Raw genomic sequence first — 23,214 nt, forward strand, 5'->3', positions numbered from 1 at the left:
TTGTATGCGACTTGCATGACTATTTATATGACGCGCAAGTGATAAGCTTGCAACATCACGTTTTGCGCGTAGAACTAGCAGGGGTTTAAGGTTATGTCTGAATCGCAAGAAAATAATATGAGCGTTTTTGAATCCGACGATACTGAACAATTTGAAGTATCGAAAAAACGTGTTAAAGGCAATAAGTCAGCGCTTGTATTGCTTTACTCGTTTATTATTTTCTTAATACTTGTGGTTGCTGCTTTTGTAGGGTCGCAAGCATACTTCCGTGACCGTGTTGCTCCTGGAGTTCATTTTGCTGGCAGCAGTGAAGTTTCGGGCGCTCAAGTTGAAAAAGTCACAGATGCTGTAAATAGGGCGATTGAAAACACAAAGATTGAGATTAAAGACGATTCTGGAAAAAGCTCTGTTGAAACACTTAAAGACTTATCGGTAAGCGTAGATAAAAGCGCAACTGTGCAAAACATTATGCGCGCAAAGCACAATAATGTGTTTACAATGCTTATGCCTTGGTTGCAAGAAAACGTTGGACTTAAAGCCAAGCTAGACAACGAAAGCATGGACGCGTACATTGTTAAAAAGTTTGTTAGCGAAAAAGATAGGGCAATGCCTTATACTGCTAAGTTCGATTCTTCTTCTAACTCTTATGTTGTAGAAGATGGTGTTCCAGGGCGTACAATCATAACTTTGCCAGTTCGCGAGGCTATTAAGCGTGTTCTAGAAAATCCTGGTAAAACAGTAAAAGTTACGGTTGGCTCTCGTAAGGTAGAAGCTCCAATTAAACGTGATGTAGCGCAGAAAACTGTTGATCAACTCAATAATTTGATATCTAAAAAAATTACGTTAGACAATGGCGATTCAAAAGATTTTACGCTTTCAAAGGCTGTTTTAGCATCTTGGATTAAGATTGATGCAGATTGTGCAAAAAAGAAGATTTCGTACAAGGTTGATTCGTCTGCTGCCGACGCATGGCTTTCTAAAGAGCTTGCTAAGAATCTTAATCAGCAAAAAGTAGACCAAGAAGATACGTACAACAAGCAAGGAAAGTTTATATTAACAACGCTTAAGGGTGCAAATGGCATAGAAGTTAAGTATTCTAAAGATTTTGCAAACAAGGTTGTTCAAGCTGTAGAAAAGTCGGCAGATGCAAAGCTTAGTGTTCCAACAAATGTTGTTAAGTTTGGAATTGAAAAAAAGACTGTTGACATGCGTGTTGTTGTTAACAAGTCAAACCAAACAATAAGCGTTTACAAAGATGATCAGCTTCTTAAAACATTCCCAGTTTGCAGTGGCTCAAATGGTTATTACGAAACGCCAAACGGAACGTACTTTATTTACTTGCGCTACCGAGTGCAAGATATGCGCGGATTTAACCGAAACGGCTCTAGGTATTTCTTGCCTGGAATCACTTGGGTTAGCTACTTTAACGGCGGAATCTCATTCCACACCGCTCTTTGGAACAATGTTGGTATATCTCAAGGATACCCTGCAAAGTACGGTTCTCATGGATGCATAAACATGTATGAGCAGGACGCAAAGTGGGTGTTTGAAAACTGCCCTCGCGGAACCGTTGTGGAAGTTGTTGGAGAACAACCAGATGGACCAGTTCGCTAATAAAGCACCGAATTTGAAGGGCGATTTGCCTGCTGCAGCTAGAAGAGTTAGTAGCACTCCGATTCAGGTTCGTGTTACAGAAACGCTGTTTGATGCTCCTTCTAGCGAAGAGCGCTTAGATAAAAAACCTCCGATTGTTCAATTTGCTAGAAAGTTCGCAACGTCTAGCTTTGGACTTTGGGTGCGCATAAGTGGCAAAATCGCTCGGCATTTTGGATGGTTTCCTAGCGTTGAGCCATACATTGGTTACGGTACCGATCGCTACGCGCGCTTGATTTGCCGAACTGTTTTAGCGCCTAAAAATGGTCATCATTCCGCGTTAAAGCGCGGTATTTACGCGATGCTTGTTGTTCCTGCAATTCGTGTTAAGGTTGCTCTAAGTATTGATAACGTTGCTGTTGAATGGGCGCAAGTTGGCGATTCTTCCGTGTACGATAAGCCAGATTCTGCATATAACAGCAGCGCAGAATATTGCGTTTCGGATTGTTCGGGTTACTTGGATTTGGTTACCGAAAGGTCGCTTTTGCCAGGCGAACACAAGGTTTCGTACAAGGTTGATAATCGCAATCCTGTTGAAGCAAGCATGTTTGTTATATCGGAGCAAACGCCTTTAGGTATTATTTCCGATGTTGACGATACTATTATGGTCACTCAAGCGCCTTCGCCTCTTAGAGCTGCTTACAATTTGCTTATTATGAATCCAGAGCATAGGCATGCTGTTGATGGAATGAGTCACTTTTTTAAGCGTATTAAGGATTCAATTCCTAGCACTCCTTTCTTCTACCTTTCCACTTCTCCTTGGAATGTGGAAGCTTCAATCCGACACTTTATTTTGCGCGAAGGTTTTCCTGCGGGGCCTCTTCTTCTTAGGGATTTAGACCCGCGTCCTAAGACTTTTGTTCCAACTGGACCACAGCACAAGCTTGAGTTTGCTCAACAGCTTATGGATGATTTTCCAGACATGCGATTTGTTCTTATTGGAGATGACGGTCAAAAAGACCCTTCGACTTATGCAAAAATCATTGAAAAATTCCCAAATCGCGTTCTTGCTGTTGGCATACGTCAGCTTAAAAAAGACGCAACTTTGGTTGATTTTAGGCGAAGCATGTCTAAGAATTTTGGTGTGACTCTTGCATCTTCTAGAGTTGCTAAAACTTGCAATGATATTTTTGTTGAAGCTAAGGGTGCAGCTGGTACTTTTGAAGGTGTTCCATTTTTTGCTGCTCAAAATGGCAATTTGCTAGAAGATATTATGATTCCGTTTATTATGGATTCTGTTAATTACAAAGAATGATTTTAATCAAAGACTGATTTTAAGTGTCTTAAGTGTTTTAAGTGTTGTAAGTGTTTTAAGTGTTGTAAAGATTATAAAGATTGTAAAGGTTATAAATGGAAGATAATTCGCTAAAAGTTGGTGATTTTAATACTGCTAAAAAGCCACTTCTTGCAAAACGAGTTGACTACGTTCGTAAGTTCCACAACGATGTGTTTGTAGACGAATATGCGTGGATGAGTAACACTAAATCCAAGGAGTTGCGCGAGTATATTGATGCTCAAAATGAGTACACTAGCAAACGCGTTTCTAGTTTAGAGTCTTTACGTAAACATTTGTTTAGTGAGCTAAAAAGTCGTGTTCAAGAAACAGATATGTCGGTTCCAACTCGCATGGATGGCTATTGGTATTACGTTAGAACCGAAGAAGGAAAGCAATATGGCGTTCAATGCCGTATGAAAATTAAAAGCGAAGATGATTGGAATCCACCTGTTATAGATGAGCGCGCTCATGCTGGTCAAACGCCATGCGAAGAGGTTATTTTTGACGCAAATATAGAAGCTAACCGTTTTAATGGCGGATTCTTTCAGCTTGGCGGAATGGATATTAGCTTAGACGGTAAGCGAATGCTGTTTGGAGTTGATTCTAAGGGCGATGAAAGATTTGACTTTTATATTCGCGATTTTTGCGCGGATAAAAGTGGCGATTTTGATTGCAAAAATGGCGAAAATATAGAAGAAAATGGTAGCGAAAGTGCCGATTACATCACTCGCTATAACAATAGTTTTGTAACACTTTCGGATTGCATAAAAGGCATATCTTCTGCGCTTTTAACACCAGATGGAAAATGGGTTTTCTACGTAACTTTAGATAGTGCTTGGAGGCCATACCAAGTGTTTAGGCATAAGGTTGGAACAAGTGTAAAAAATGACGTTAAAGTTTTTGAAGATTTAGACGAACGCTTTTTTGTTAGCGTGTACGAAAGCTTCGACGAGCGAAGCGTTATTATAAACAGCAGTTCTAAAACCACTTCACGCGTGTTAATGCTGCCTCTAAGCACTCCAGAAGGCGATTTTAGAATGGTGCTTAAGCCTATAGAAAACGTGGAATACGACGTTTCGTTTGCGTGCTTTGAGAATGCTGGAGAAGATGGCAAAGATATTCCACTAATGTTTGTAAGCCACAATCTTAAAAATCCTAATTTTCAAATTGATGTTATAGATTTGCGAAAATACTCTGCAGATTCAATGCCATTTAACATTGGCGAAGGCATCTGCGTTGCGCAAGGTTCTCCATACGGATGCCAAAATGGTGATTTAATAGAAAAAGGCGCGAGCAAAAAAGCCATTAGTGCGCCATATTACAACAGCCAAAATCCTAAGATTTTGCAAGGTTTGCGCGGCTTAAGTGTGGATGGTTTAAGCGTTTATAAAAACTACGTTGCTCTTTCTTTCCGCGCGAATGGCTTGCCTCAATTGGCAGTTATGACTAAAAGCAATGCCGTTGAAGATTTTAAGGCAGGCTGTCCATGGAGATTCCGTCTTGTAAAAGAAGATGGGTTTGTAGGAGATTCTTGCGATTGCGCGGTTTCTTGCGATTCTTTGGATCTTAACGATTCGTTGGAGGCTAGCGATTCTTGCGCAAAAGTCGCAAGCTTCCGTTCCGCAAGCGCTCGCAAAGAATTATCTAAAATAAGTCTTGAACAAGCAAAAAATAGTCGAATCAGCCTTATTGTTGCAACGGGAAATCCGTGTTATGAAGCGCCAAAAATACGTTATTCTTGCTCAAGTTACGCAACTCTTGGAGCATTAAAAGAACTAGACCCAGCAACAGGTGAAAGCGTTCTGCTTAAGCGTGGAAAAATTTTAGGCGATTTTAACGAAAACGACTACGCAGAAAAGCGAGTGTGGGTTAAAGTTCGAGACGGCGAGAGTGTGCCAGTTTCGCTAGTTTGGAAAAAAGACGCTGTTGCAAAAACGAACGCAATGTTTATAACCGCTTACGGAGCGTACGAGATTAGCAGCGATCCGTATTTTTCTGTTGCGCGTTTAAGCATGCTAGACAGAGGCGTGCTTTTTGCGCAAGTGCATGTGCGAGGCGGTGGAGAAATGGGTCGCGCGTGGTATGAGAATGGCAGGCGGCGCAACAAAAAACACACTTTTGAGGATTTTGTAGACGTTACTCGCGCTTTGCAACAAGCAGGGTATGCTGATGCGAATCAGACTGTTGCAAATGGCGGTTCCGCAGGCGGCCTTCTTATGGGAGCTGTGGCAAATATGGCTCCGCAATGCTACGCAGGAATCGAAGCGGATGTTCCTTTTGTAGACGCGCTTACGTCTATGCTAGACGACTCGTTGCCGCTTACTGTTACCGAGTGGGACGAGTGGGGAGACCCGTTGCACAATGCGCAAGATTACGCGTATCTAAAGTCTTACACGCCTTACGAGAATGTGCCTGAGTATATTGAGCAGGGAGAGTTTCCAAAGATTCTTATAACGTCTTCGATTAACGACACTCGCGTTCTTGTTACAGAGCCGCTTAAGTGGCTTGCGCGATTGCAGGCGGCTGGAGCGGATGCGATTGCGCGCATTGAAACAGAAGGTGGCCACGGCGGAGGCTCTGGCAGGTATAAAAAGTGGGAAGAAGTTTGCTATGAAAACGCGTGGTGTTTAGATGCCATGGGTATTTCGTAGAATATTTTTAAAACACATTGGAGGCTGATTGTGGTAATAGTAAAGCCAGATAAGCCCTACGTGGAAGACCTTCCGTTAACGCATACAGCGTTATTTAAGCAAGTGCCGCTAGATCAAGCGAGGGAGCTGCTAGAACACTTGCATGAGTCGGTTTTTTCTAAAGGGCAGGCGATTTTTAACGAAGGAGATACGGATCGCCGCATGTATCTTTTGGAGCGCGGCCGCGTTAAGCTTGTTCGTCATTCTAGAGATAATCGTGTGCAATTGCTTAGCATTCACACGCATGGAGAAATTCTTGGGGAGATTCCTGTTTTTGACCCGTATGGCGGACCGCGCACGGCTTCTGCGATTGCTATTACAGATAAAACTCGCGTGCTGTGGCTAGAAAATGAAGTACTTTTTAACTGGTTAGGTCACCATCCTAGAGTTGCTGTAGACATGCTTCAAGTTTTGGCGGCGCGTTTAAGGGCAAATAACGAGCATATTTCTGATCTTGTTTTTATGGACGTTCCAGCAAGATTAGCAAAAACGCTTTTGAATCTTGCTTCTAGATTTGGAGAGCCTGTTAGAGAAGGCGTTTTAGTTCCTCACGATTTAACTCAAGAAGAGCTTGCGCAATTGGTTGGATCTTCTAGAGAAACAGTTAATAAAGCGTTGATGGATTTTGCGCAAAGAGGTTGGATTAAAAGGCACGGAAGGTCGATTATTATTTACGAGCCTGGAATGTTGATTCGCCGAGCAGAAAGATAAATCGCGCAAATCGCGCAAATCGCGCAAATCTTATAAATTGCGATTTTTGCGTGCCGCAACGTAGAGGCAAGCCTCTAGAATAGTACGCATGCCTAAAAAGAAATCCCTAACAACTCGTAGAGTACTCGCACTGTTTCTTACGTACATCACTTTGTGTGTTGCAGGTGGTGTAGCTTCTAGTATTCTATTTGTTCCAGGGGTAATGAGCATAAACAGCGTTGTTAAGTCTGTTGTGCCTTCTCTTAGGGTAGATGGCATTGATTTTGACGTTACTGCATTGCCGCAAAAATCGCGATTATACGCTTCCGATGGCAAAACTGTTATTGCCACTTTTTATGCTCAAAACCGCACTGTTGTGCCGCTTAGGCGAATATCGCAATATATGCAACAAGCAATGGTTGCTCGAGAAGATCGACGATTCTTTGAACATTCTGGCGTAGATGTTCAAGGCGTTATGCGTGCGTTTGTGCAAACGTTTATTAAAAAGTCAGATATGCAAGGTGGTTCTTCCTTAACGCAGCAGTACGTTAAAAACGTTCTTATGATTAAAGCTAGGGAAGATAACGATCCTATATCGGAATATCATGCTGCAGAAAGTACTGTTGCTAGAAAATTGCGAGAAATGCTAATCGCAATTCAAATGGAGAAAAAATACTCAAAGCTAGAGATTTTACAGGGTTACTTAAACGTTGCGCAATTCGGTAGTAATAACCTTTATGGTGTAGAAACTGCTGCAAAACGCTACTTTAATACTACGGCATCAAAGCTTAATCTTGTTCAGTCTGCAACGATTGCAGCGATTACAAAAAATCCTTCTAGGTATGACCCTTCTATAGAAGAAAATTGGCCAGAATCTCAAAAGCAGAGGAATATTGTTCTTGATTTAATGCTTAGGCAGAATTTTATAACCCAAAAAGAACATGATGATGCTGTAAAAATTCCAATTAAAGATACACTTAATATTCAGCACGAAGTTGCAAACGTTGGATGCCAAGCTGCTGGAGACGCTGCATTCTTTTGCGATTATGTTACTAAGAAAATATTGAATTCTCGCGAGTTTGGTAAAACCACTGTTGCGCGTCAAAAGCTTCTTAACGAAGGCGGATTAGACATTTACACAACAATGGATATTCTTGCAAACTCTTCTGCAATGGATACAGCTAGGGCTACTGTTCCAATACACGATCCAAGCGGTTTTGAAGTTTCGATTGCTGCTATTAAACCTGGAACTGGAGAAGTGCTTGGATTTGGAAGCAACCGTATTTACGATGCTACAGATGCAGCAAAATCAGACCCTACGCACACTGCGATTAACTACGCTGTAGATGAGCGAGACGGCGGCGGCTTAGGCTGGCAGATTGGTTCTACGTGGAAGCCAATTAACATTGTTGCTTGGTTGCTTGCTGGAAAGTCGATTAATCAGCCTCTAAGAACAAGCATGCTTTATAACAACACTGATTTTTCTTGCGCAAGGTATCGTGGAATTGGCCGCTGGTCTGTTCAAAACTCTGGTGGCGGTAGTGTTAGCCCAGAAACGCCTTTAATGGGTCTTGTTCATTCTCATAACACTATTCAGGCAGCAATGGGAACCCAGCTTAAGCTTTGCGCTGTTGCGGAGGCAGCTAAAACGTTGGGGTATCACAATTCGCCATTGGGTCAAGAAGATGTGTTTTCTAAGAACTCGTTCAATCCTCCTATGCTGATTGGTGCTGTGCAAGCTTCGCCGCTTACAATGGCAAATGTTTATGCAACAATCGCAGCTGATGGCGTTCAATGCGATCCTATAGCCATTAAGCGTGTAGTAGACAAGAATGGTAAGCGTTTGCGTGTTCCTAGCGCTAATTGCCATCAAGCAATACCAAAGAAGGTTGCTCAAACGGCAGCATACGCTATTAATCAAGGCGTTGTTCAGCCAACTGGTGTTGCACACATGGCTCAGCTAGAAGGTGGACGAAAAACGTTTACTAAAACTGGTACTAACGAAGACTTTTACATGTCAACAGCTGGATTTGTGCCAAATAAGGTATCTGCGTTTATTGCGGTTGGAAATGCGGAAGTTCAAAAGAGCTTTAACAACATGCGCATTAATGGCGTCTACCACAGCACATGGTATGGTACCTACATTGCTATGCCTGCTTGGAAAAAGTTTATGGATACGTACCTAAAGGCATCTAACACGCCTATGGATAACGATTACGGAAAACCAGATCCAAAGTATATGGCTGGCGGAAAAATGCCGTTGACTAGCGAGCAGATGCGCAGGCAGTATGAGTTGCAACAGCAGCGCGATAGGGAAGAAGAAGCGCGCAGGCAGGCAGCTCAAGAGCAAAACCAGGATTCACAAAGCGACCAGAGTGCGCAAGGCTCTCAGGATTCGCAAGGTGATCAAAACTCGCAACAAGATGCTGCTACAAACGGACGCTACGCAACGGGCGACGGAAGGCAAGACCAATATTCTGGTAACGCCAGCAGTGGAGATACCTCCAGCTCGTATTCTGGCGGAACTCGCTAGTGTGTGGTCGCTAGTGTGTGTTGTTACTAGTGTGACTCGTCGCCTAGAGCGCGTCTACTCCAACAGCATCTTTAACACTATTAAAGCCGTCTTTTCTAAGCATTTTTGCAAGACCGCGCTTTAGCGTTGTAATTTGTTGAGGGCCTCTGTACATAAGAGAAGAGACGAACATAACTAAGTCAGCGCCGTTTCTAATCTTTTGATACGCTTGTTCAGCGGTAAATACGCCGCCGATTCCAGCAATTGCAAAGCGAGACCCGAACTCGCTTCTAGTGCGCTTAATAAGATCGTTGCTTGCGGCAAATGTTGGAGCCCCTGAGATTCCACCTTGCCAATCCGCTGGAATGTCTAGCCCATCTCGATTCTTGCGCAAGTTTGCAATGCTAACGCCATCAACCTTATGCTCGCTTAAAACGTCTAGCAAAGACTTAAATTGAGGCCATCCGCCCTTTAAGTTCAAAGGCATTTTTACAAGAGTTGGCTGAGGTCTGCTTACTTTGTCTAAAACACTAAAAAGCTTATCTAAAGCATCTGGATTGCTAAAAGGCTCGCCAGCCATAGTGTTTGGGCAAGAAATATTAACCTCAATCATCGAGCTTTTGCCGCTTGCGCGCTCCATAGATATGCGATAATCTTCAATGCCTTCGTCTAAATCACCAACAAGATTATCGTTAGTTCGCGCAATGCTCACAGAAATTTGCATGCTTTTAGCATTCGTCCACGCTTTTTCTACTCTAGGAATCACAAATTCGCTGCCATCGTTTGCAAGACCTGCATGAACAAGAAGTGAATCATATTGCGGAAGCCTATGATACCAAGGCTTAGCGTTTCCTGCACATGGACGAGCAGTTGTGGAGCCAACTGTTTCAAATCCAAAACCAGCGTTATCTAGAACTGTACACAAATCGCAGTTTTTATCGAGTCCTGCGCTTAAGCCAAATGGATTCGCAAAATCCACTCCCATAACTTGCGTTTGTAAAATTGGATCCGTGTAGTCAAGCATTTGTCGCAAAAGCCACATTAATCCAGGAATGCGCTCGCTTGTTTTGCAAAATGCAATCATGCGGTCGTGTGCTTCGTCTGGCGGAATGTTAAACACTAAGTGTGGCTTAATAATGTGCTTGTAGCTAAAAGTAAATAAGTCTGTTGCAGCAAGATTCACAGCATTGTGTAAAGAATTTTCAGATACGTAACTCATGATTCAATACTATACGACATCCAATATTATGCGACTTTCCGGGTTTTGTAGTTCTAATCGGTGTGTTGAACAACGAATTCGGGAGAAAATGACGCTTTTTGTTGTTGATTTTGGTGTGTTGAGCTACAAAATGCGTCAACTATTTCCGCTTTTTGTAGTCGAATGCGCTGTTTAGAACAACAAAGTGCGGAAGAACCGTTCGCGCGCATAGTATAGTAGCACAGCTATATTTGTGAGTTATGCCTACTTATGATTTGGGACTAGAACATGTTTCCCTTGAATTTGCAACAAAAACGATTTTCAAAGACGTAACTCAAGGCGTTTTTGAAGGCGATCGCATAGGAATCGTAGGCAAAAACGGAGATGGAAAATCCACTCTTTTAAAGCTTCTTCAAGGCGCAATTAGCCCAGATTCGGGAAGAGTTACGCGTAGAAATGGCCTAACATTTGGCATTTTAAGCCAGCGAGATCCGCTAGACGATAATGCTACGGTTCGCCAGGCTGCGCTAGAAAATCGCCAGGATTACGAGTGGGCTGCAGATTCAAAGCAGCGAGAAATCGTGGAGGCTCTTTTGGGCGGAATCAACCTTGAAGCTAAGGTTGGTACGCTTTCTGGAGGGCAGCGCAGGCGCGCGGATTTGGCAAGGCTTCTGCTGCACGATTGGGATATTTTGGCTTTGGACGAGCCTACAAATCATCTTGATGTTCTTACAATTCATTGGCTTGCGGAGCATCTTTTGCATAGGTGGCAAGACGGGCAGGGCGCTCTTTTGCTTGTTACGCACGATAGATGGTTTTTAGACGAAGTTTGCTCTTCTATGTGGGAAGTTCACGATGGTGCAATCGACCCGTTTGAAGGCGGCTACAGCGCGTATATGATGCAGCGCGTTGAGCGCGAACGCCAGGCAGATGTTCGCGAGGAGCGCAGGCGGAATTTGGCTCGTAAAGAGCTTGCGTGGCTTTCTAGAGGTGCTCGCGCTCGTTCCACAAAGCAAAAATTCCACGTTAAGCAAGCTCGCGAGCTTATAGCAGACGTTCCGCCAATGCGAGATACTCTTGAGCTAAAAAGAATGGCAACTTCTCGTCTTGGTAAGCAAGTTGTTGATTTGATTGACGTTACGCAAATTTTTGAGGATTCGCCAAAGCCTGTTGTAGCCGATGCAGATATTGTAAAATCGCCATTTTCGCAACCTACGCATGATGGTAGCGTTACGATTTCTGTAGAAGAATCGCAAGTAGAATCGCAAGAATCGCAAGAAGAATCGTCATTATCGCAAGAAGAATCGCCATTAAAAGAAACATGTGCAGCATTGCAAAAAACGATTAGCGGCCGCATGATTTTAGACAATCAAACGTGGTTAATAGGACCTGGAGACCGATTCGGCATAGTTGGAGCCAATGGCGCTGGAAAATCAACACTTTTAGGCATAATCGACGGCTCTTTGCATCCAACTAAAGGTCATGTAAATATTGGCAAAACTGTAAAATTTGCCGTGCTATCTCAGCGCCTAGAAGAGCTGGAAAAGCTTGGAAAATATAAAGTCAAAGAGGTTTTAAGTCGATACAAGCCAAGCTACATAATCGACGGCAAAGAAGTGACTCCTGGTCAGCTTATGGAGAGGCTTGGTTTTAAGCCCGAGCAGCTTATGACGCCAATCGCAGATCTTTCGGGCGGCCAGAAGCGCCGTATGCAATTGCTTTTGATTCTTCTAAACGAGCCAAATGTGTTGATAATGGACGAGCCTGGAAACGACTTGGATACAGACATGCTTGCCGTTATGGAAGATTTGCTAGACACTTGGCCAGGAACTTTGATTGTTGTGTCTCACGATAGATACTTGCTTGAGCGAGTGACTGATCAGCAATTTGCGTTGATTGACGGGAAAATTCGCCATCTTCCAGGCGGAGTTGATGAGTATCTAAAGATTATGGAAGACTATGAGCGTGCAAATATGCAAGAGTCTAAGGCAGATTTTGCGGCGGAATCTGGGGGTAAGTCGGAGTCAAAGTCGGAGTCTGCAGAAGGTGTTGGATTAGATTCAAATCAAAAGTCAAATCAAAAGTCAAATCAAAAAGCTGAAGCAAAATTAAGCGGAAAAGCGTACTACGATGCTACAAGAAGAGTTGCGGCAATAGAGCGCAAGCTAGAAAAGCTTGAGGAAGAAAAAAGCGCGATTGAGCAAAAAATGGCAAGCCACGATCCTAGCGATTTTGTTGGCTTGCAAGAGCTTAACGAGAAGCTACAAGCGAACCAAAGCGAGTCTAGCGCGTTAGAAGAAGAGTGGCTTACGCTTAGCGAGCAAATTTGATACAAAAGTCTACGGTTTTGCAGATCGATTTTGCTCAAGATTAATGCTGCATGCTAGTTAATGCCGCGTGCTAAATTGTTGAATTATGGCTCAAATTAAGGATATGTTGGAATCTGTAAAACCTATTCGCTTTGATGGCAGAGATGTGGACGAGTTGCGGCCAGTAAAAATCACGCGCAATTTTACAAACGTGCCAGAAGGCTCCGTTCTTATTGAGTGCGGAAATACGCGCGTTATGTGCACTGCCACTTTTACTATTGGCGTTCCTCGCTGGAGGCGAGACACTGGTTTAGGTTGGGTTACAGCCGAGTACTCAATGCTTCCAAGGGCCACTGCTGAGCGCACTGATCGCGAGTCTGTTAAGGGCAAAATCGGCGGCCGCACGCACGAGATTAGTCGTCTTATTGGTCGCTGCCTTAGGGGCGTTATAGACATGAAGGCAATGGGCGAGTGCCTTATTCAAATCGATTGCGATGTTCTTCAAGCAGATGGCGGCACGCGCACAGCTTCGATTACGGGTGCATACGTGGCTCTTGTAGACGCGCTAAATTGGGCCGAAAAGCACAAGCATATTCGCAGCGCTAAAAACGTTCTTAAAGACTCTGTTTCTGCTGTTTCCGTGGGCGTTATTAATGGCACTCCAATGCTTGATTTGCCTTATGTAGAAGATAGTCAAGCTATGACAGATATGAATGTTGCTATGACTGGTTCGGGCAATTTTATTGAGATTCAAGGCACGGCGGAGCATCGCCCGTTTAATCGCGATGAGCTTAACGTTTTGCTTGATTTGGCAGCTAAGGGGAATCGCGAGCTTCAAGCGGCTCAGCGTGCAGCTTTAAGTCAAAATTAAATTAAGTCAAAATTAAATTAAGCCAAAATTAAATAAAATTCAAAATTAGATAAAATTTATGTCTGTTTATTCGATAAATTACTAAGGAGTGGCGAGCGTGAAACTTGTTGTGGCAACGCATAATGAGGGTAAACTCGTTGAAATTAAGCGGATTCTTAACGAAGAGTTTGCGGAAATATCGGAGCATATTGAGCTTGTTACTGCTGGCTCTTTGGGGCTTCCAGACCCAGTGGAAACAGGCGTGACTTTTGAGCAAAATGCGCTAATCAAGGCTAGAGACGTTGCGCAAAGAACTGGATTACCTGCGGTTGCTGACGATTCTGGCTTGATTGTAGACGTTTTGGGCGCGGCTCCAGGCATACTTTCTGCGCGCTGGAGCGGGGTTCATGGAGACGATAATGCCAATAACGCGCTTTTGCTTAAGCAGCTTGAGGATATTCCAGACGAATGCCGAACGGCGCGATTTAGATGCGCGGCGGCTCTTGCTGTTCCTAAAGACTGCGTTGATGCGGATTTGGAAAACGCTATGTGGAAAAACAACGGTTTTGAGACTGTTCGCGTTGGAGAAATGGTTGGGCGCTTGATTCGTGAGCCTAGAGGTTGCAACGGTTTTGGCTACGATCCGCTTTTTGTGCCAAATAATCAGCCCGTTAGGGATGGCGTTCAAATGCACGATTTAACTAGCGCGCAACTTAGTCAACAAGAAAAGAATGCGATTTCTCATCGCGGCAACGCTTTGAGGGCACTTTTGCCTGAATTAAAAGCTATGTTTATTGAGTAGTTGTGATTTAATTTGCGATTAGTAGTGGTGATAAACTCACGATTTTAGCTTGCGATTAAACTACAAAATGTGCGCGAGATGGGACTTGAACCCACACGTCGTAAGACACAGGAACCTAAATCCTGCGCGTCTACCATTCCGCCACTCGCGCAAAATCGCCTAAACAGGCAAAAAATGGGTTTTTAAGAGCCACTTGACAGAATCGAACTGTCGACCTTCTCATTACGAGTGAGACGCTCTACCGACTGAGCTAAAGTGGCAATTGCCCGAGAAGCATTCGCGACTCGCGCACAAATCAAATACTATATATGAATATTTCGATTTTGTCTAGTGCGCCGCGCCGTAATGTTCGCATGTGTTCTAGTCAAAGTGTATTTCTGTCCGCTTTTGTGAGTATCTTGGCAATTGGAAGATGTGATGCAAGCGCCTTGCTTTAGCTCATTTTTACACTTGTTTACATTATGATTTTTGCTTACGATTCATGATGATTTTGCATTGTGTTTAAGTGTGCCAAAGATTGTGCTTAGACTTAAAACATTTATATAAAACATTTATAAATCATCACATCACTTAATAAAGATGAAAGGACCTAGAAATGGCCATCAATCCACCAGTTGACGCCGTTAAGACCCCAGAATGGGCTGCATTGCAAAAGCACTATGATGAGTTGCAATCCGAAGGCGTGAGCCTGAAGAAGTGGTTTGCTGAAGATGCAAATCGCGTGGATAAGTTGAGCTTCGAAGCTGGAGATCTCCACTTCGATCTTTCTAAGAATTTGATTAAGCCAGAAACGCTTAAGCTTTTCGCAAACCTTGCTAAGGCTGTAAAGCTCGACGAGCGTACTAAGGCAATGTACACTGGCGTGCACATTAACAACACCGAAGACCGCGCAGTTTTGCACACTGCTTTGCGCCGCCCAGCCGAAGACGCTGGCAAGTTTATTGTAGACGGCCAAGATACTGTTGCCGACGTTCGCGAGGTTTTGGGTCGCATTTACGATTTTGCTAACGAAGTTCGTTCTGGCGCTTGGAAGGGCGTTACTGGCAAGAACATTAAGACTGTTGTAAACATTGGTATCGGCGGCTCCGACTTGGGTCCAGTCATGGTTTACGAAGCCTTAAAGCCATACGCAGACGCTGGTATTAGCGCTCGCTACGTTTCTAACATTGATCCAAACGATATGGCAGAAAAGACCAAGGATTTGGATCCAGAAACCACGCTTTTCATCATTGTTTCCAAGACTTTCACCACTTTGGAAACTTTGACTAACGCTCGTAGCGCTCGCACATGGTTGCTTAACAAGCTTCAGGAGAGCGGCGCCATCGACGGCAGCGATGCAAAGAAGGCAGAAGCTGTTGCAAAGCACTTTGTGGCTGTTTCTACCAACCTCGAGAAGGTTGAAGAGTTCGGCATTAACCCAACCAACGCCTTTGGCTTCTGGAACTGGGTTGGCGGCCGTTACTCCGTTGATTCCGCTGTTGGCACCTCTTTGGCTGTTGTTTTGGGACCAGAGCGCTTTGAGGAATTCTTGAAGGGCTTCCACGCAATCGATACCTACTTTGCTGAGACTCCATTCGAGAAGAATGTTGTTGTTCTTCTTGGTATGCTCAACGTTTGGTACCGCAACTTCTACAAGGTTGCTTCCCACGCTGTTCTTCCATACGATCAGTACTTGCATCGCTTCCCAGCGTATTTGCAGCAGCTCACTATGGAATCCAACGGAAAGTCGGTTCGCTGGGATGGCACTCCTGTAACCAGCGAAACTGGCGAAATCTTCTGGGGCGAACCAGGCACCAATGGTCAGCACGCTTTCTACCAGTTGATTCACCAGGGCACTCAGCTTATTCCAGCTGATTTTATTGCCTTTGTAAACACGCCAAATCCTACTAAAGATGGCGATCAAGATGTGCACGAGCTTTTCTTGGGCAACTATCTTGCACAGACTAAGGCTCTTGCTTTTGGAAAGACTGCAGACGAAGTTCGCGCTGAAGGCACTCCAGAGGAGATCGTTCCAGCTCGCGTATTTAGCGGCAATCGTCCAACCACTTCCATCTTTGGCGATGCTTTGACCCCATTTAGCTTGGGTGAGTTGATTGCTCTCTACGAGCACATCACCTTTGTTGAAGGCACTGTTTGGGGCTTGGATTCCTACGACCAGTGGGGTGTGGAGCTTGGCAAGCAGCTTGCAAAGCAGATTACTCCTGCAATCTCTAAGGATGATAGCGCTTTGGCAGCTCAAGATGCTTCTACGCAGAGCTTGATTCGCTTCTACCGCGCTCATCGCAAGTAAGTGAGTGAGTAGCAATCTTATTTGATTGTTGATCTAAAGCCTCTTGGCGTATTTACTCGTCAAGAGGCTTTTTCTCTCCGAATTGACTTTTCGAGCTAACGACATTCTCTGCTTGGTGTTGTATGAGGGCTGGGTGTTTCTTGTCTCACAACGCTCCGCCTATTACGTGTGGTTTGTTGTTGCGGTTGTTCAGATTTGGCTTTGATTTTGTTTTTGTGTTGAAGTTTGTTTGTAGGGTGAGTCATTGGGCTATTGGGTATCGGCTGCCGCTCTTATACTGTTCGACCAAGAATCACCCAGCCCTCTTGCATGCTTGAACAATTGCGTAGTTTTCATCACCGAGATTCTCGATTTTTCTTGCTACTTCAGCGAATCACCATCAAAGATGCTGAGGTTCGCTTCATCCGCTGCAAAAAATCTCGCATCTCTACCTTACTTGCGCTTAAATCGTAGCGCGAGAAATCAATTCAAAAATAGGTTGACTTAAGAGTGGTGATAATTTATAATGAGCACGGTCGGTAGGTAAGGCTACCACGGGGATACGGGTTGCTGCCGCAACACAGTGGAGACACTGCAAGTTGGTCAACAGTCGTTGTCGATTTCAAGGCTTCGACTAATGCAACGCCATCGCCCTGCGAAGCTGAAGCTTGAACGACAAGATTAATGTTGATTTCTTTTGATTTGTAAATCACATTGTGTCTTCTTGCTTGCCGTCCGATTCAATGACGATGCGATAGTACGGTTTTGCGTTGGCACGCACAAGCTAGAGGAGGTGATTGCTGTGAAACATGACAGTACGGGCTGTAATCAAAGTGCTAATACTGTTAACGCTGTTAGTGACGATTCAGACAGTGTTAGTAGTAGTACGGACGTTCCTCCTGAATATAAAAAAGCCAGCAATCGCCGCCAAAATACTTGCGTTTAGTGATTTAGTGATTTAGCTGATTAGGCTTACTAGCCTTATTAGTATTACGCAAAATAGTGGTGATAAGCGGCTCTCAAAGAAAATACGCGTTACCAGAGGACTTATCATGACAATATTTACAACATCTGGAAAAAGTAGTGCCAGCGCGCAAGTAGACGAAAACACTCGTTTTTGGTCCGATATTATTGTGTGCGTTGGCATAATCGCACTTTTTGGAGTAAGCGCTTTCCTTTTGCAGCGCATTAACCAACCAATTGGCCCTAGTGGCATACCTTCTGCGGTTTCAACCGACCTGATTAATTTGCCTTATTACACGCTTAGATCCGTGTTCCGCATGATGCTTGCGCTTATTGCGTCGCTGATTTTTACGATTATTTACGGCTCTCTTGCAGCGCGCAGCCGTAGGCTTGGCAAGGTTCTTATTCCGTTGCTAGATATTTTGCAATCCGTTCCAATTCTTGGCTTCCTTTCGGCTACAGTAACGATTTGGTTAGTGATTTTCCCAGGATCGATGATGGGCGTTGAAGCCGCTTCGATTTTTGCGATTTTTACAAGCCAGGCTTGGAATATGACTTTCTCATTCCACCGTTCGCTTTTAAGTGAGCCAAAGGAGTTAGACGAGGCAGTGCGCAGCTTGCAACTTACGCATTGGCAGAGATTCTGGGTGCTGGATATGCCAAACGCAATGATTCCGCTGCTTTGGAATTGCATGATGAGCGTTGGCGGCGGATGGTTCTTCCTTACTGCTTCCGAGATGATTTCCGTAAACAATCACACTTATGCGCTGCCTGGAGTTGGTAGCTTTGTTGCGCAATCTGCTGCAGAAAACAAGCTTGGAAATATTTGGTGGGCCATTTTATCCATGGTTATTGTTGTGCTTGCAATCGACTTCTTCCTTTGGAAGCCGCTTACCGCGTGGGCAGAGCGATTCCGCATAACGCAAAGCGCGTCCGATGAAGAGCGAAAGAGCGCGATTTTAACGCTTATTCGTCATTCTCATGCCGACGAAGTTATTAGCAAGCTGTTTTCGCCTATTCGCGAGTGGCTGGAATTAGCTACGCGCCCATTCGGACGCACGGGTGCAAAATGGCCTCGTAAAGCGTCTGCCCGCAAGCTTGGCGATTTAGTTTTTAACGTTGTAATGATTGTTCTAATTATTGCTGCTGCTGCGCAAATGCTTTACTTTGTAGCAACTCGCACAGGTTTGCAAGAGTTTGTTACAGCTGGAGCGTTAGGCGCTTTGACTTTTGTGCGCGTTGCAGTGTTGATTTTTGTAAGCTCGCTGATTTGGGTGCCAGTAGGCGTGTATATTGGCATGAATCCTAAGATTTCTCGCATTATGCAACCTGTTGTGCAAATCTTGGCTAGCTTCCCAGCAAACTTTGTGTTCCCATTTGCAATGATGTGGTTTATGGCTTGGCACATTGACCTTGGCTGGGGAAGTATTATTTTGATGGCTCTTGGCACGCAATGGTACATTCTGTTTAACGTTATTGCAGGCGCTAGTGCGATTCCAGACGATTTAAAAGAGATGACAAGAAGCTTTAGATTAAATCGTGTGCTTAAGTGGAAGACTCTTGTTTTGCCTGCGATTTTTGGATCTTGGTGCACTGGCGGAATTACGGCTGCTGGCGGCGCTTGGAACGCTTCGATTGTTGCAGAGATTGTTGAATACGGCAAGAATCACATGGCAACTCAAGGTTTGGGCGCGTATATTACGAATGCAACAACCGTTGGTGATTCCGTAAAAACGCTTGTGGGAGTAACGGTTATGAGCTTAATAGTTGTGTTAAGTAATCGACTGTTCTGGGCGCCTTTGCAAAGGTACTCCGCAAAAAGATTCGTGTTGAATTAAACGATTGGCTAATCGCAAGTAACCGATGATTAGTTGCTTGTTAGTTGCCATTAATCGCTAAATCAATATAAATAAAATCAATAAATTCAAAAATTAAACTTATAAACTTACAAACTTTACGAAAAGATTGGCAAAATTATGAACACTTTGAACAGAACCGCGCAAAAGGCTGCGCAGTCTTCAATTACAAGCGACATTATTGACGCAAAGCACATAAGCCAGAGCTTTACTTCGGATAGTGGCACTACTCAGCACGTACTTCACGACATATCGTTTACGCTGCGCGAAGGCGAAATCGTTGCAATTCTAGGGCGTTCTGGCGCGGGAAAGTCAACCTTCTTGCGAACAATGGCAGGCTTGATTCAGCCAACAGAGGGAACAGTTACATATCGCGGACGCGAGCTTACTGGTCCAAACCCAGGAGTTGCAATCGTCTTCCAAACCTTTGCTCTTATGCCATGGCTTACAGTTCAAGACAATGTGGAGCTTGGCTTGCGCGCTAGAGGCGTTAGTAAAGAGAAGCGCACGGAGCTTGCGCTCGCAGCAATAGATGCAATCGGCTTGGACGGCTTTGAAACAGCGTACCCAAAGGAGCTTTCGGGCGGTATGCGCCAGCGTGTAGGCATTGCTCGCGCGCTTGTTTTGCGCCCAGACGCTTTGTTTATGGATGAGCCATTCTCGGCTCTCGACGTTCTTACAGCAGAAAATCTTCGCCAAGAAGTGCTTAAGCTTTGGTCTAGCGAAGAACGCGATATTAAGTCGGTTGTAATCGTTACGCACAATATTGAAGAAGCTGTGCAAATGGCGGATCGCGTGGTAGTTTTGGGGTCTCATCCAGGTCATTTGATTGCAGACGTGCAAGTTGATTTGCCTCGACCAAGAGACAAGCATAGTGCTGAATTTGAGGCGATGGTAGATAATCTTTATGCTATTTTGACTGGCTCGAATCCAGAAAGCGATCTTGAATCGCAAAATGCGGATTCGTCGGCTGCTAGCGATTCGTCTAGTGCTGCTAGCGACTCTTTGCCTGCGGAGCAAGCGGATGCGGAAGAAACTGAGGCTGCTGCAATCGCCGATATGCTTATTCAAAAGCATCACGATGCAGAAGTGGAAGCTAAGCAAAACGAAGAGCAAGCTGATGCGGGCGAGCAAAAGCCAGAGCCAGTTGCTGTGCGCTTGCTGCCTAATGCAACGCCAGGAGGCATGGCTGGTTTGCTAGACGTTATATCGGAAGAGCCAGATGGCATTGATTTGGCTGATTTGGCTGCGGATTTGTCGTTTGAAATCGATGACTTGTTCCCGCTTGTGGATGCTGGAACAATGCTTGATTTGCTCACAGCAGAAAATGGCCATATTACGATTACGCAAGCTGGTCAAGAGTGGCATAATGCCGACATTTTGCACAGCAAGCAGGTGTTTGCGCGACTTGCGATTGAGCACGCGCCTCTTGTTCACGCGATTGACCAGGCTTTGAGCCGAAACCGCAACGGCAAGCTTCGCGGTGAGTTGATTTTGGATTTGCTTCGCAGTAAGCATACGGACGCTTTGGCTCGTCAGCAATTTGATATTGCGATTAGCTGGGGTCGTTATGGTGAGCTTTTTGACTACGATGCCGACGACGACGAGTTAACGCGTACTGTTGAAACAGCGCCGCTTAATGGCGTTGCGTGATAAAATAGTGCGAAATAGTGCTAAATAATGTCCATTATTGAGCATAAATTTATGTTCGTATGCTTTCAATAAGCGGATGCCGCATAGTCTGCTTATTAGTAGTCTAGCCAGCTTTTGAAGATTGGCGGATGGAAGCCCCAAAGAGCAAACTTTTTGGGAAAGATTGTTCAAAGTAAAGTTAAAAAGTCAAAATTAAAATTAGACAATTTACTTTGATAAAACTTGCGCTGATATGCGGCGGCGATGGAGGAATTATTATGGTGAATGCTGTAGAAGCATTTGATGCTAAGCATCTTAAGGCTGCCGAAGAAATCCCAGCTTTCCGTCCTGGAGATACTGTTGACGTTAACGTTAAGATTCAGGAAGGCAACAACACTCGTATTCAGACTTTTACTGGCGTAGTTATTGCTCGTAAGGGTGCTGGCGTTCGCGAGACTTTTGTTGTTCGTAAGGTTAGCTTTGGTACTGGTGTTGAGCGTCGCTTCCCACTTCATTCTCCAGCTATCGATTCGATTAAGCTGGTTCGTAGTGGTCGCGTTCGTCGCGCTAAGCTTTACTACTTGCGCGCTTTGCGTGGCAAGGCTGCTCGTATTGCCGAGCGTCGTGACAACAGCGCTGCTAAGTAAATTTATTTAGGTTAAGGATTTACATAAGGATTAATATGCATTCCGAAGACTTGCAAAATAGCGATAATCATATTGTTAATGTAGCAGGTCACGGCTTGAATCCTTCTCCTGTTCCACCCGAGCCAGAAGTCAAGCGTAATCTTGCTTCTGGCTTTGGTGTTATGAGCGTTTTTAATTTTGGCTCTAAGAGTGCTGGGGCTGGTATGCACTCTAAACATTGCAAAATCAGGGGAAATCACGTTTCTGGTAATTGCGTGAATAATCGCGATTATACGAATTACGCTTTGCGTGGTAATAATTCGGAGCAAAATAATCGTCAAAATTCTCAAGAGCAAAATGGCTCTAAAGCAAGAACAGTAAAGCTTTTCAAAACTTCTTGGAAAGAGCTTATTGCTTGGTATCTTGTTCCTATTATTGTTGTGATTCTTTTGCGTATTTTTATTCTTGGCGTGTATTTTATACCGTCGGGATCTATGCTAGACACAATTCATATAGGCGATTACGTTGTTACATCTAAACTAACTCCTAGGGTTTTTCCGCTAAATCGTGGTGATATTGTTGTTTTCGAAGATCCCGCTAATTGGCTAAGTGGAGAAAGCAGCAGTGGTGGCATTCTTGCAGGCAAAGATTTAATTAAGCGTCTTATTGGTCTTCCTGGAGATACAGTTGAGTGCAAGGGAGATGGCGACCCGATTTTGGTTAATGGCGTTCCAGTTCTTGAATCTGCTTACATTAGGCCAGGTGTAAGTCCGAGCGCGTTTGCGTTTAAGGTAAAAGTTAAGCCAGGTCACGTTTTTGTTCTTGGAGATAATCGCGCTAATTCCGCGGATTCTAGGTATCATAAGAACGATGGAGACGACGGTTTAGTGCCAATTTCTAAAATTGAAGGCGTTGCGTTTATGCGTTTTTGGCCACTTAATCGTATGGGTATTTTTGAAAACCACAGCGATGCTTTTGACGATGTAAAAGCCAAATCTGCAAATAAATAAGACGTAAGTAGATGTAATTAAACATAAGTAAACGTAAGTAGATATCGCAAATAAGTAGTGCAAATAAGTAGTTAAGAGTAGGCAAATTTGGCAATTATTCCATCTTTTGACTTTGAACAAAACCTTATAAGCAGCGGATTTGACTGGGTTATTGGCTTAGACGAAGTTGGCCGCGGTAGTCTTGCTGGTCCTGTTATGGTTGGTGCAGCGCTTTTTAGTGCGCAAAAGATTAAATCGGGTAGTTTTCCGCAAGGTTTAGCGGATTCTAAGCTTCTTAATGCGCATAAGCGTGAGGGTTTGCTGGATCCGATTGAAAATTGGTGCAATGCTTTTGCTGTTGGCTCTTGTACAAATCGTCAAATTGACGAGTGGGGTATTAGTTACGCTCTTGGTGTTGCTGCGATTAATGCAATTAACGATGTTCAAAATCGCATGTGCTCTAGCCTTAAAGATGCGCGGATTGCTGCGATTTTGGACGGTCCGTTCAATTACGTTGGCAAAGCTTTAGGTACTTTTGATGCGCCTAGTATGCAATTTTCTGTAAAAGTTCACACTTTAGTTAAGGCAGATCAAAAGTGTGCTAGTGTTTCTGCGGCTTCTGTTATTGCAAAGGTGACTCGAGATTCGTTGATGATTGATTTAGCGCAAAATCCAAAATATGCTGTTTACGATTGGGCGCATAACAAGGGCTATGGTTCTAAAGCGCATAGGGATGCGATTCTTGAGCACGGCGCTAGCGATTTGCACCGTTTGAGTTGGCATTTGGGGTAGTGCGCATTTTGTGTAGCTAGCAATCTACAATTCGGCGTGTTGATGCCTGGCGTTTAGCGTAATCTTATGTGTTGTAATAGGTAGCGAATCTGTGTGTTAGAGAGTGC

The 23,214-nt window shown here is 44.2% G+C and carries 16 protein-coding genes, 2 tRNA genes and 1 riboswitch; of the genes, 15 read left to right on the forward strand and 3 right to left on the reverse strand.

All coding sequences use genetic code 11. From position 1 onward, the window contains the following. Positions 1-93: 93 nt before the first annotated feature. The 5 genes from HXT30_RS00915 (at position 94) to HXT30_RS00935 (ending at position 8,842) form a co-directional block, all read left to right on the forward strand. Complete coding sequence (locus HXT30_RS00915) at positions 94-1,614, forward strand: L,D-transpeptidase (RefSeq protein WP_016782967.1); 1,521 nt, start codon at positions 94-96, stop codon at positions 1,612-1,614. After that, the gene (locus HXT30_RS00920; RefSeq protein WP_422111609.1) at positions 1,598-2,908 is read left to right on the forward strand and encodes an App1 family protein; all 1,311 of its coding nucleotides are present in this window, start codon (positions 1,598-1,600) and stop codon (positions 2,906-2,908) included. Before HXT30_RS00915 ends, HXT30_RS00920 begins: the two co-directional genes overlap by 17 nt. A 95-nt stretch (positions 2,909-3,003) precedes the next feature. Continuing rightward, positions 3,004-5,580 carry a S9 family peptidase gene (locus tag HXT30_RS00925; protein WP_422111610.1) on the forward strand — a complete coding sequence of 859 codons (2,577 nt, stop codon included), beginning with the start codon at positions 3,004-3,006 and terminating at the stop codon, positions 5,578-5,580. Positions 5,581-5,610: 30 nt separating this feature from the next. Then, positions 5,611-6,330, forward strand: coding sequence for a Crp/Fnr family transcriptional regulator (locus tag HXT30_RS00930; RefSeq protein ID WP_116285544.1), 720 nt, complete (start codon positions 5,611-5,613; stop codon positions 6,328-6,330). 88 nt (positions 6,331-6,418) lie between these two features. Then, positions 6,419-8,842 carry a transglycosylase domain-containing protein gene (locus HXT30_RS00935; protein WP_422111611.1) on the forward strand — a complete coding sequence of 808 codons (2,424 nt, stop codon included), beginning with the start codon at positions 6,419-6,421 and terminating at the stop codon, positions 8,840-8,842. A gap of 43 nt (positions 8,843-8,885) precedes the next feature. Here the strand turns inward: HXT30_RS00935 and HXT30_RS00940 are convergent, their stop codons facing one another. Further along, positions 8,886-10,040: a quinone-dependent dihydroorotate dehydrogenase gene (locus HXT30_RS00940; RefSeq protein WP_422111612.1), complete on the reverse strand. Its 1,155-nt coding sequence runs from the start codon at positions 10,038-10,040 to the stop codon at positions 8,886-8,888. Positions 10,041-10,279: 239 nt separating this feature from the next. Between HXT30_RS00940 and HXT30_RS00945 the strand changes: the two genes are divergently transcribed. The 3 genes from HXT30_RS00945 to HXT30_RS00955 all read left to right on the forward strand — a co-directional run bounded on the left by HXT30_RS00945 (position 10,280) and on the right by HXT30_RS00955 (position 13,980). Then, positions 10,280-12,349 (forward strand): ABC-F family ATP-binding cassette domain-containing protein, encoded by a 2,070-nt coding sequence (locus tag HXT30_RS00945; RefSeq protein WP_422111613.1) that lies wholly within the window; start codon positions 10,280-10,282, stop codon positions 12,347-12,349. An 85-nt stretch (positions 12,350-12,434) separates the two neighbouring features. After that, entirely contained in the window at positions 12,435-13,199 is a 765-nt protein-coding gene (rph, locus tag HXT30_RS00950) for a ribonuclease PH (RefSeq protein ID WP_004112121.1), read from the forward strand. A gap of 97 nt (positions 13,200-13,296) precedes the next feature. Continuing rightward, positions 13,297-13,980 (forward strand): non-canonical purine NTP pyrophosphatase, encoded by a 684-nt coding sequence (locus tag HXT30_RS00955; RefSeq protein ID WP_422111614.1) that lies wholly within the window; start codon positions 13,297-13,299, stop codon positions 13,978-13,980. Between the two features lie 70 nt (positions 13,981-14,050). Here the strand turns inward: HXT30_RS00955 and HXT30_RS00960 are convergent. Together HXT30_RS00960 and HXT30_RS00965 are read right to left on the reverse strand one after the other, a co-directional pair. Next, positions 14,051-14,131: transfer RNA gene (locus HXT30_RS00960), tRNA-Leu, on the reverse strand. Between the two features lie 36 nt (positions 14,132-14,167). Continuing rightward, positions 14,168-14,240 (reverse strand) — tRNA-Thr (locus HXT30_RS00965). A 335-nt stretch (positions 14,241-14,575) separates the two neighbouring features. Between HXT30_RS00965 and pgi the strand changes: the two genes are divergently transcribed. The 7 genes from pgi to HXT30_RS01000 all read left to right on the forward strand — a co-directional run bounded on the left by pgi (position 14,576) and on the right by HXT30_RS01000 (position 23,107). Then, positions 14,576-16,270, forward strand: coding sequence for a glucose-6-phosphate isomerase (pgi, locus tag HXT30_RS00970; protein ID WP_004131739.1), 1,695 nt, complete (start codon positions 14,576-14,578; stop codon positions 16,268-16,270). Positions 16,271-16,777: 507 nt separating this feature from the next. Then, a riboswitch (M-box (ykoK) riboswitch) is annotated at positions 16,778-16,938 on the forward strand. Positions 16,939-17,051: 113 nt separating this feature from the next. Then, positions 17,052-17,195 carry a hypothetical protein gene (locus HXT30_RS00975; RefSeq protein ID WP_162861482.1) on the forward strand — a complete coding sequence of 48 codons (144 nt, stop codon included), beginning with the start codon at positions 17,052-17,054 and terminating at the stop codon, positions 17,193-17,195. Positions 17,196-17,301: 106 nt separating this feature from the next. Next, complete coding sequence (locus HXT30_RS00980) at positions 17,302-19,050, forward strand: ABC transporter permease (RefSeq protein ID WP_422111615.1); 1,749 nt, start codon at positions 17,302-17,304, stop codon at positions 19,048-19,050. Positions 19,051-19,188: 138 nt separating this feature from the next. Next, positions 19,189-20,721: a nitrate/sulfonate/bicarbonate ABC transporter ATP-binding protein gene (locus tag HXT30_RS00985; protein WP_422111616.1), complete on the forward strand. Its 1,533-nt coding sequence runs from the start codon at positions 19,189-19,191 to the stop codon at positions 20,719-20,721. 257 nt (positions 20,722-20,978) lie between these two features. Then, positions 20,979-21,347 (forward strand): 50S ribosomal protein L19, encoded by a 369-nt coding sequence (gene rplS, locus HXT30_RS00990; RefSeq protein WP_004127473.1) that lies wholly within the window; start codon positions 20,979-20,981, stop codon positions 21,345-21,347. 35 nt (positions 21,348-21,382) lie between these two features. After that, on the forward strand, positions 21,383-22,336 hold the full coding sequence (lepB, locus tag HXT30_RS00995; protein WP_016636362.1) for a signal peptidase I: 954 nt from the start codon (positions 21,383-21,385) through the stop codon (positions 22,334-22,336). 87 nt (positions 22,337-22,423) lie between these two features. Then, complete coding sequence (locus HXT30_RS01000; protein ID WP_016636363.1) at positions 22,424-23,107, forward strand: ribonuclease HII; 684 nt, start codon at positions 22,424-22,426, stop codon at positions 23,105-23,107. Positions 23,108-23,214: the final 107 nt, after the last annotated feature.

Origin of the sequence: Gardnerella sp. DNF00571G, from assembly GCF_049262695.1 — a bacterium.
GTDB classification, from domain to species: Bacteria; Actinomycetota; Actinomycetes; order Actinomycetales; family Bifidobacteriaceae; genus Bifidobacterium; species Bifidobacterium piotii.

Coding starts and splice junctions, on each gene's coding strand:
- rplS (WP_004127473.1), top strand. CDS start 20,979: ATGGTGAATGCTGTAGAAGCATTTGATGCTAAGCATCTTAAGGCTGCC.
- HXT30_RS00945 (WP_422111613.1), top strand. CDS start 10,280: ATGCCTACTTATGATTTGGGACTAGAACATGTTTCCCTTGAATTTGCA.
- HXT30_RS00985 (WP_422111616.1), top strand. CDS start 19,189: ATGAACACTTTGAACAGAACCGCGCAAAAGGCTGCGCAGTCTTCAATT.
- HXT30_RS00940 (WP_422111612.1), bottom strand. CDS start 10,040: ATGAGTTACGTATCTGAAAATTCTTTACACAATGCTGTGAATCTTGCT.
- lepB (WP_016636362.1), top strand. CDS start 21,383: ATGCATTCCGAAGACTTGCAAAATAGCGATAATCATATTGTTAATGTA.
- HXT30_RS00920 (WP_422111609.1), top strand. CDS start 1,598: ATGGACCAGTTCGCTAATAAAGCACCGAATTTGAAGGGCGATTTGCCT.
- pgi (WP_004131739.1), top strand. CDS start 14,576: ATGGCCATCAATCCACCAGTTGACGCCGTTAAGACCCCAGAATGGGCT.
- HXT30_RS00915 (WP_016782967.1), top strand. CDS start 94: ATGTCTGAATCGCAAGAAAATAATATGAGCGTTTTTGAATCCGACGAT.
- HXT30_RS00925 (WP_422111610.1), top strand. CDS start 3,004: ATGGAAGATAATTCGCTAAAAGTTGGTGATTTTAATACTGCTAAAAAG.
- rph (WP_004112121.1), top strand. CDS start 12,435: ATGGCTCAAATTAAGGATATGTTGGAATCTGTAAAACCTATTCGCTTT.
- HXT30_RS00935 (WP_422111611.1), top strand. CDS start 6,419: ATGCCTAAAAAGAAATCCCTAACAACTCGTAGAGTACTCGCACTGTTT.
- HXT30_RS00980 (WP_422111615.1), top strand. CDS start 17,302: ATGACAATATTTACAACATCTGGAAAAAGTAGTGCCAGCGCGCAAGTA.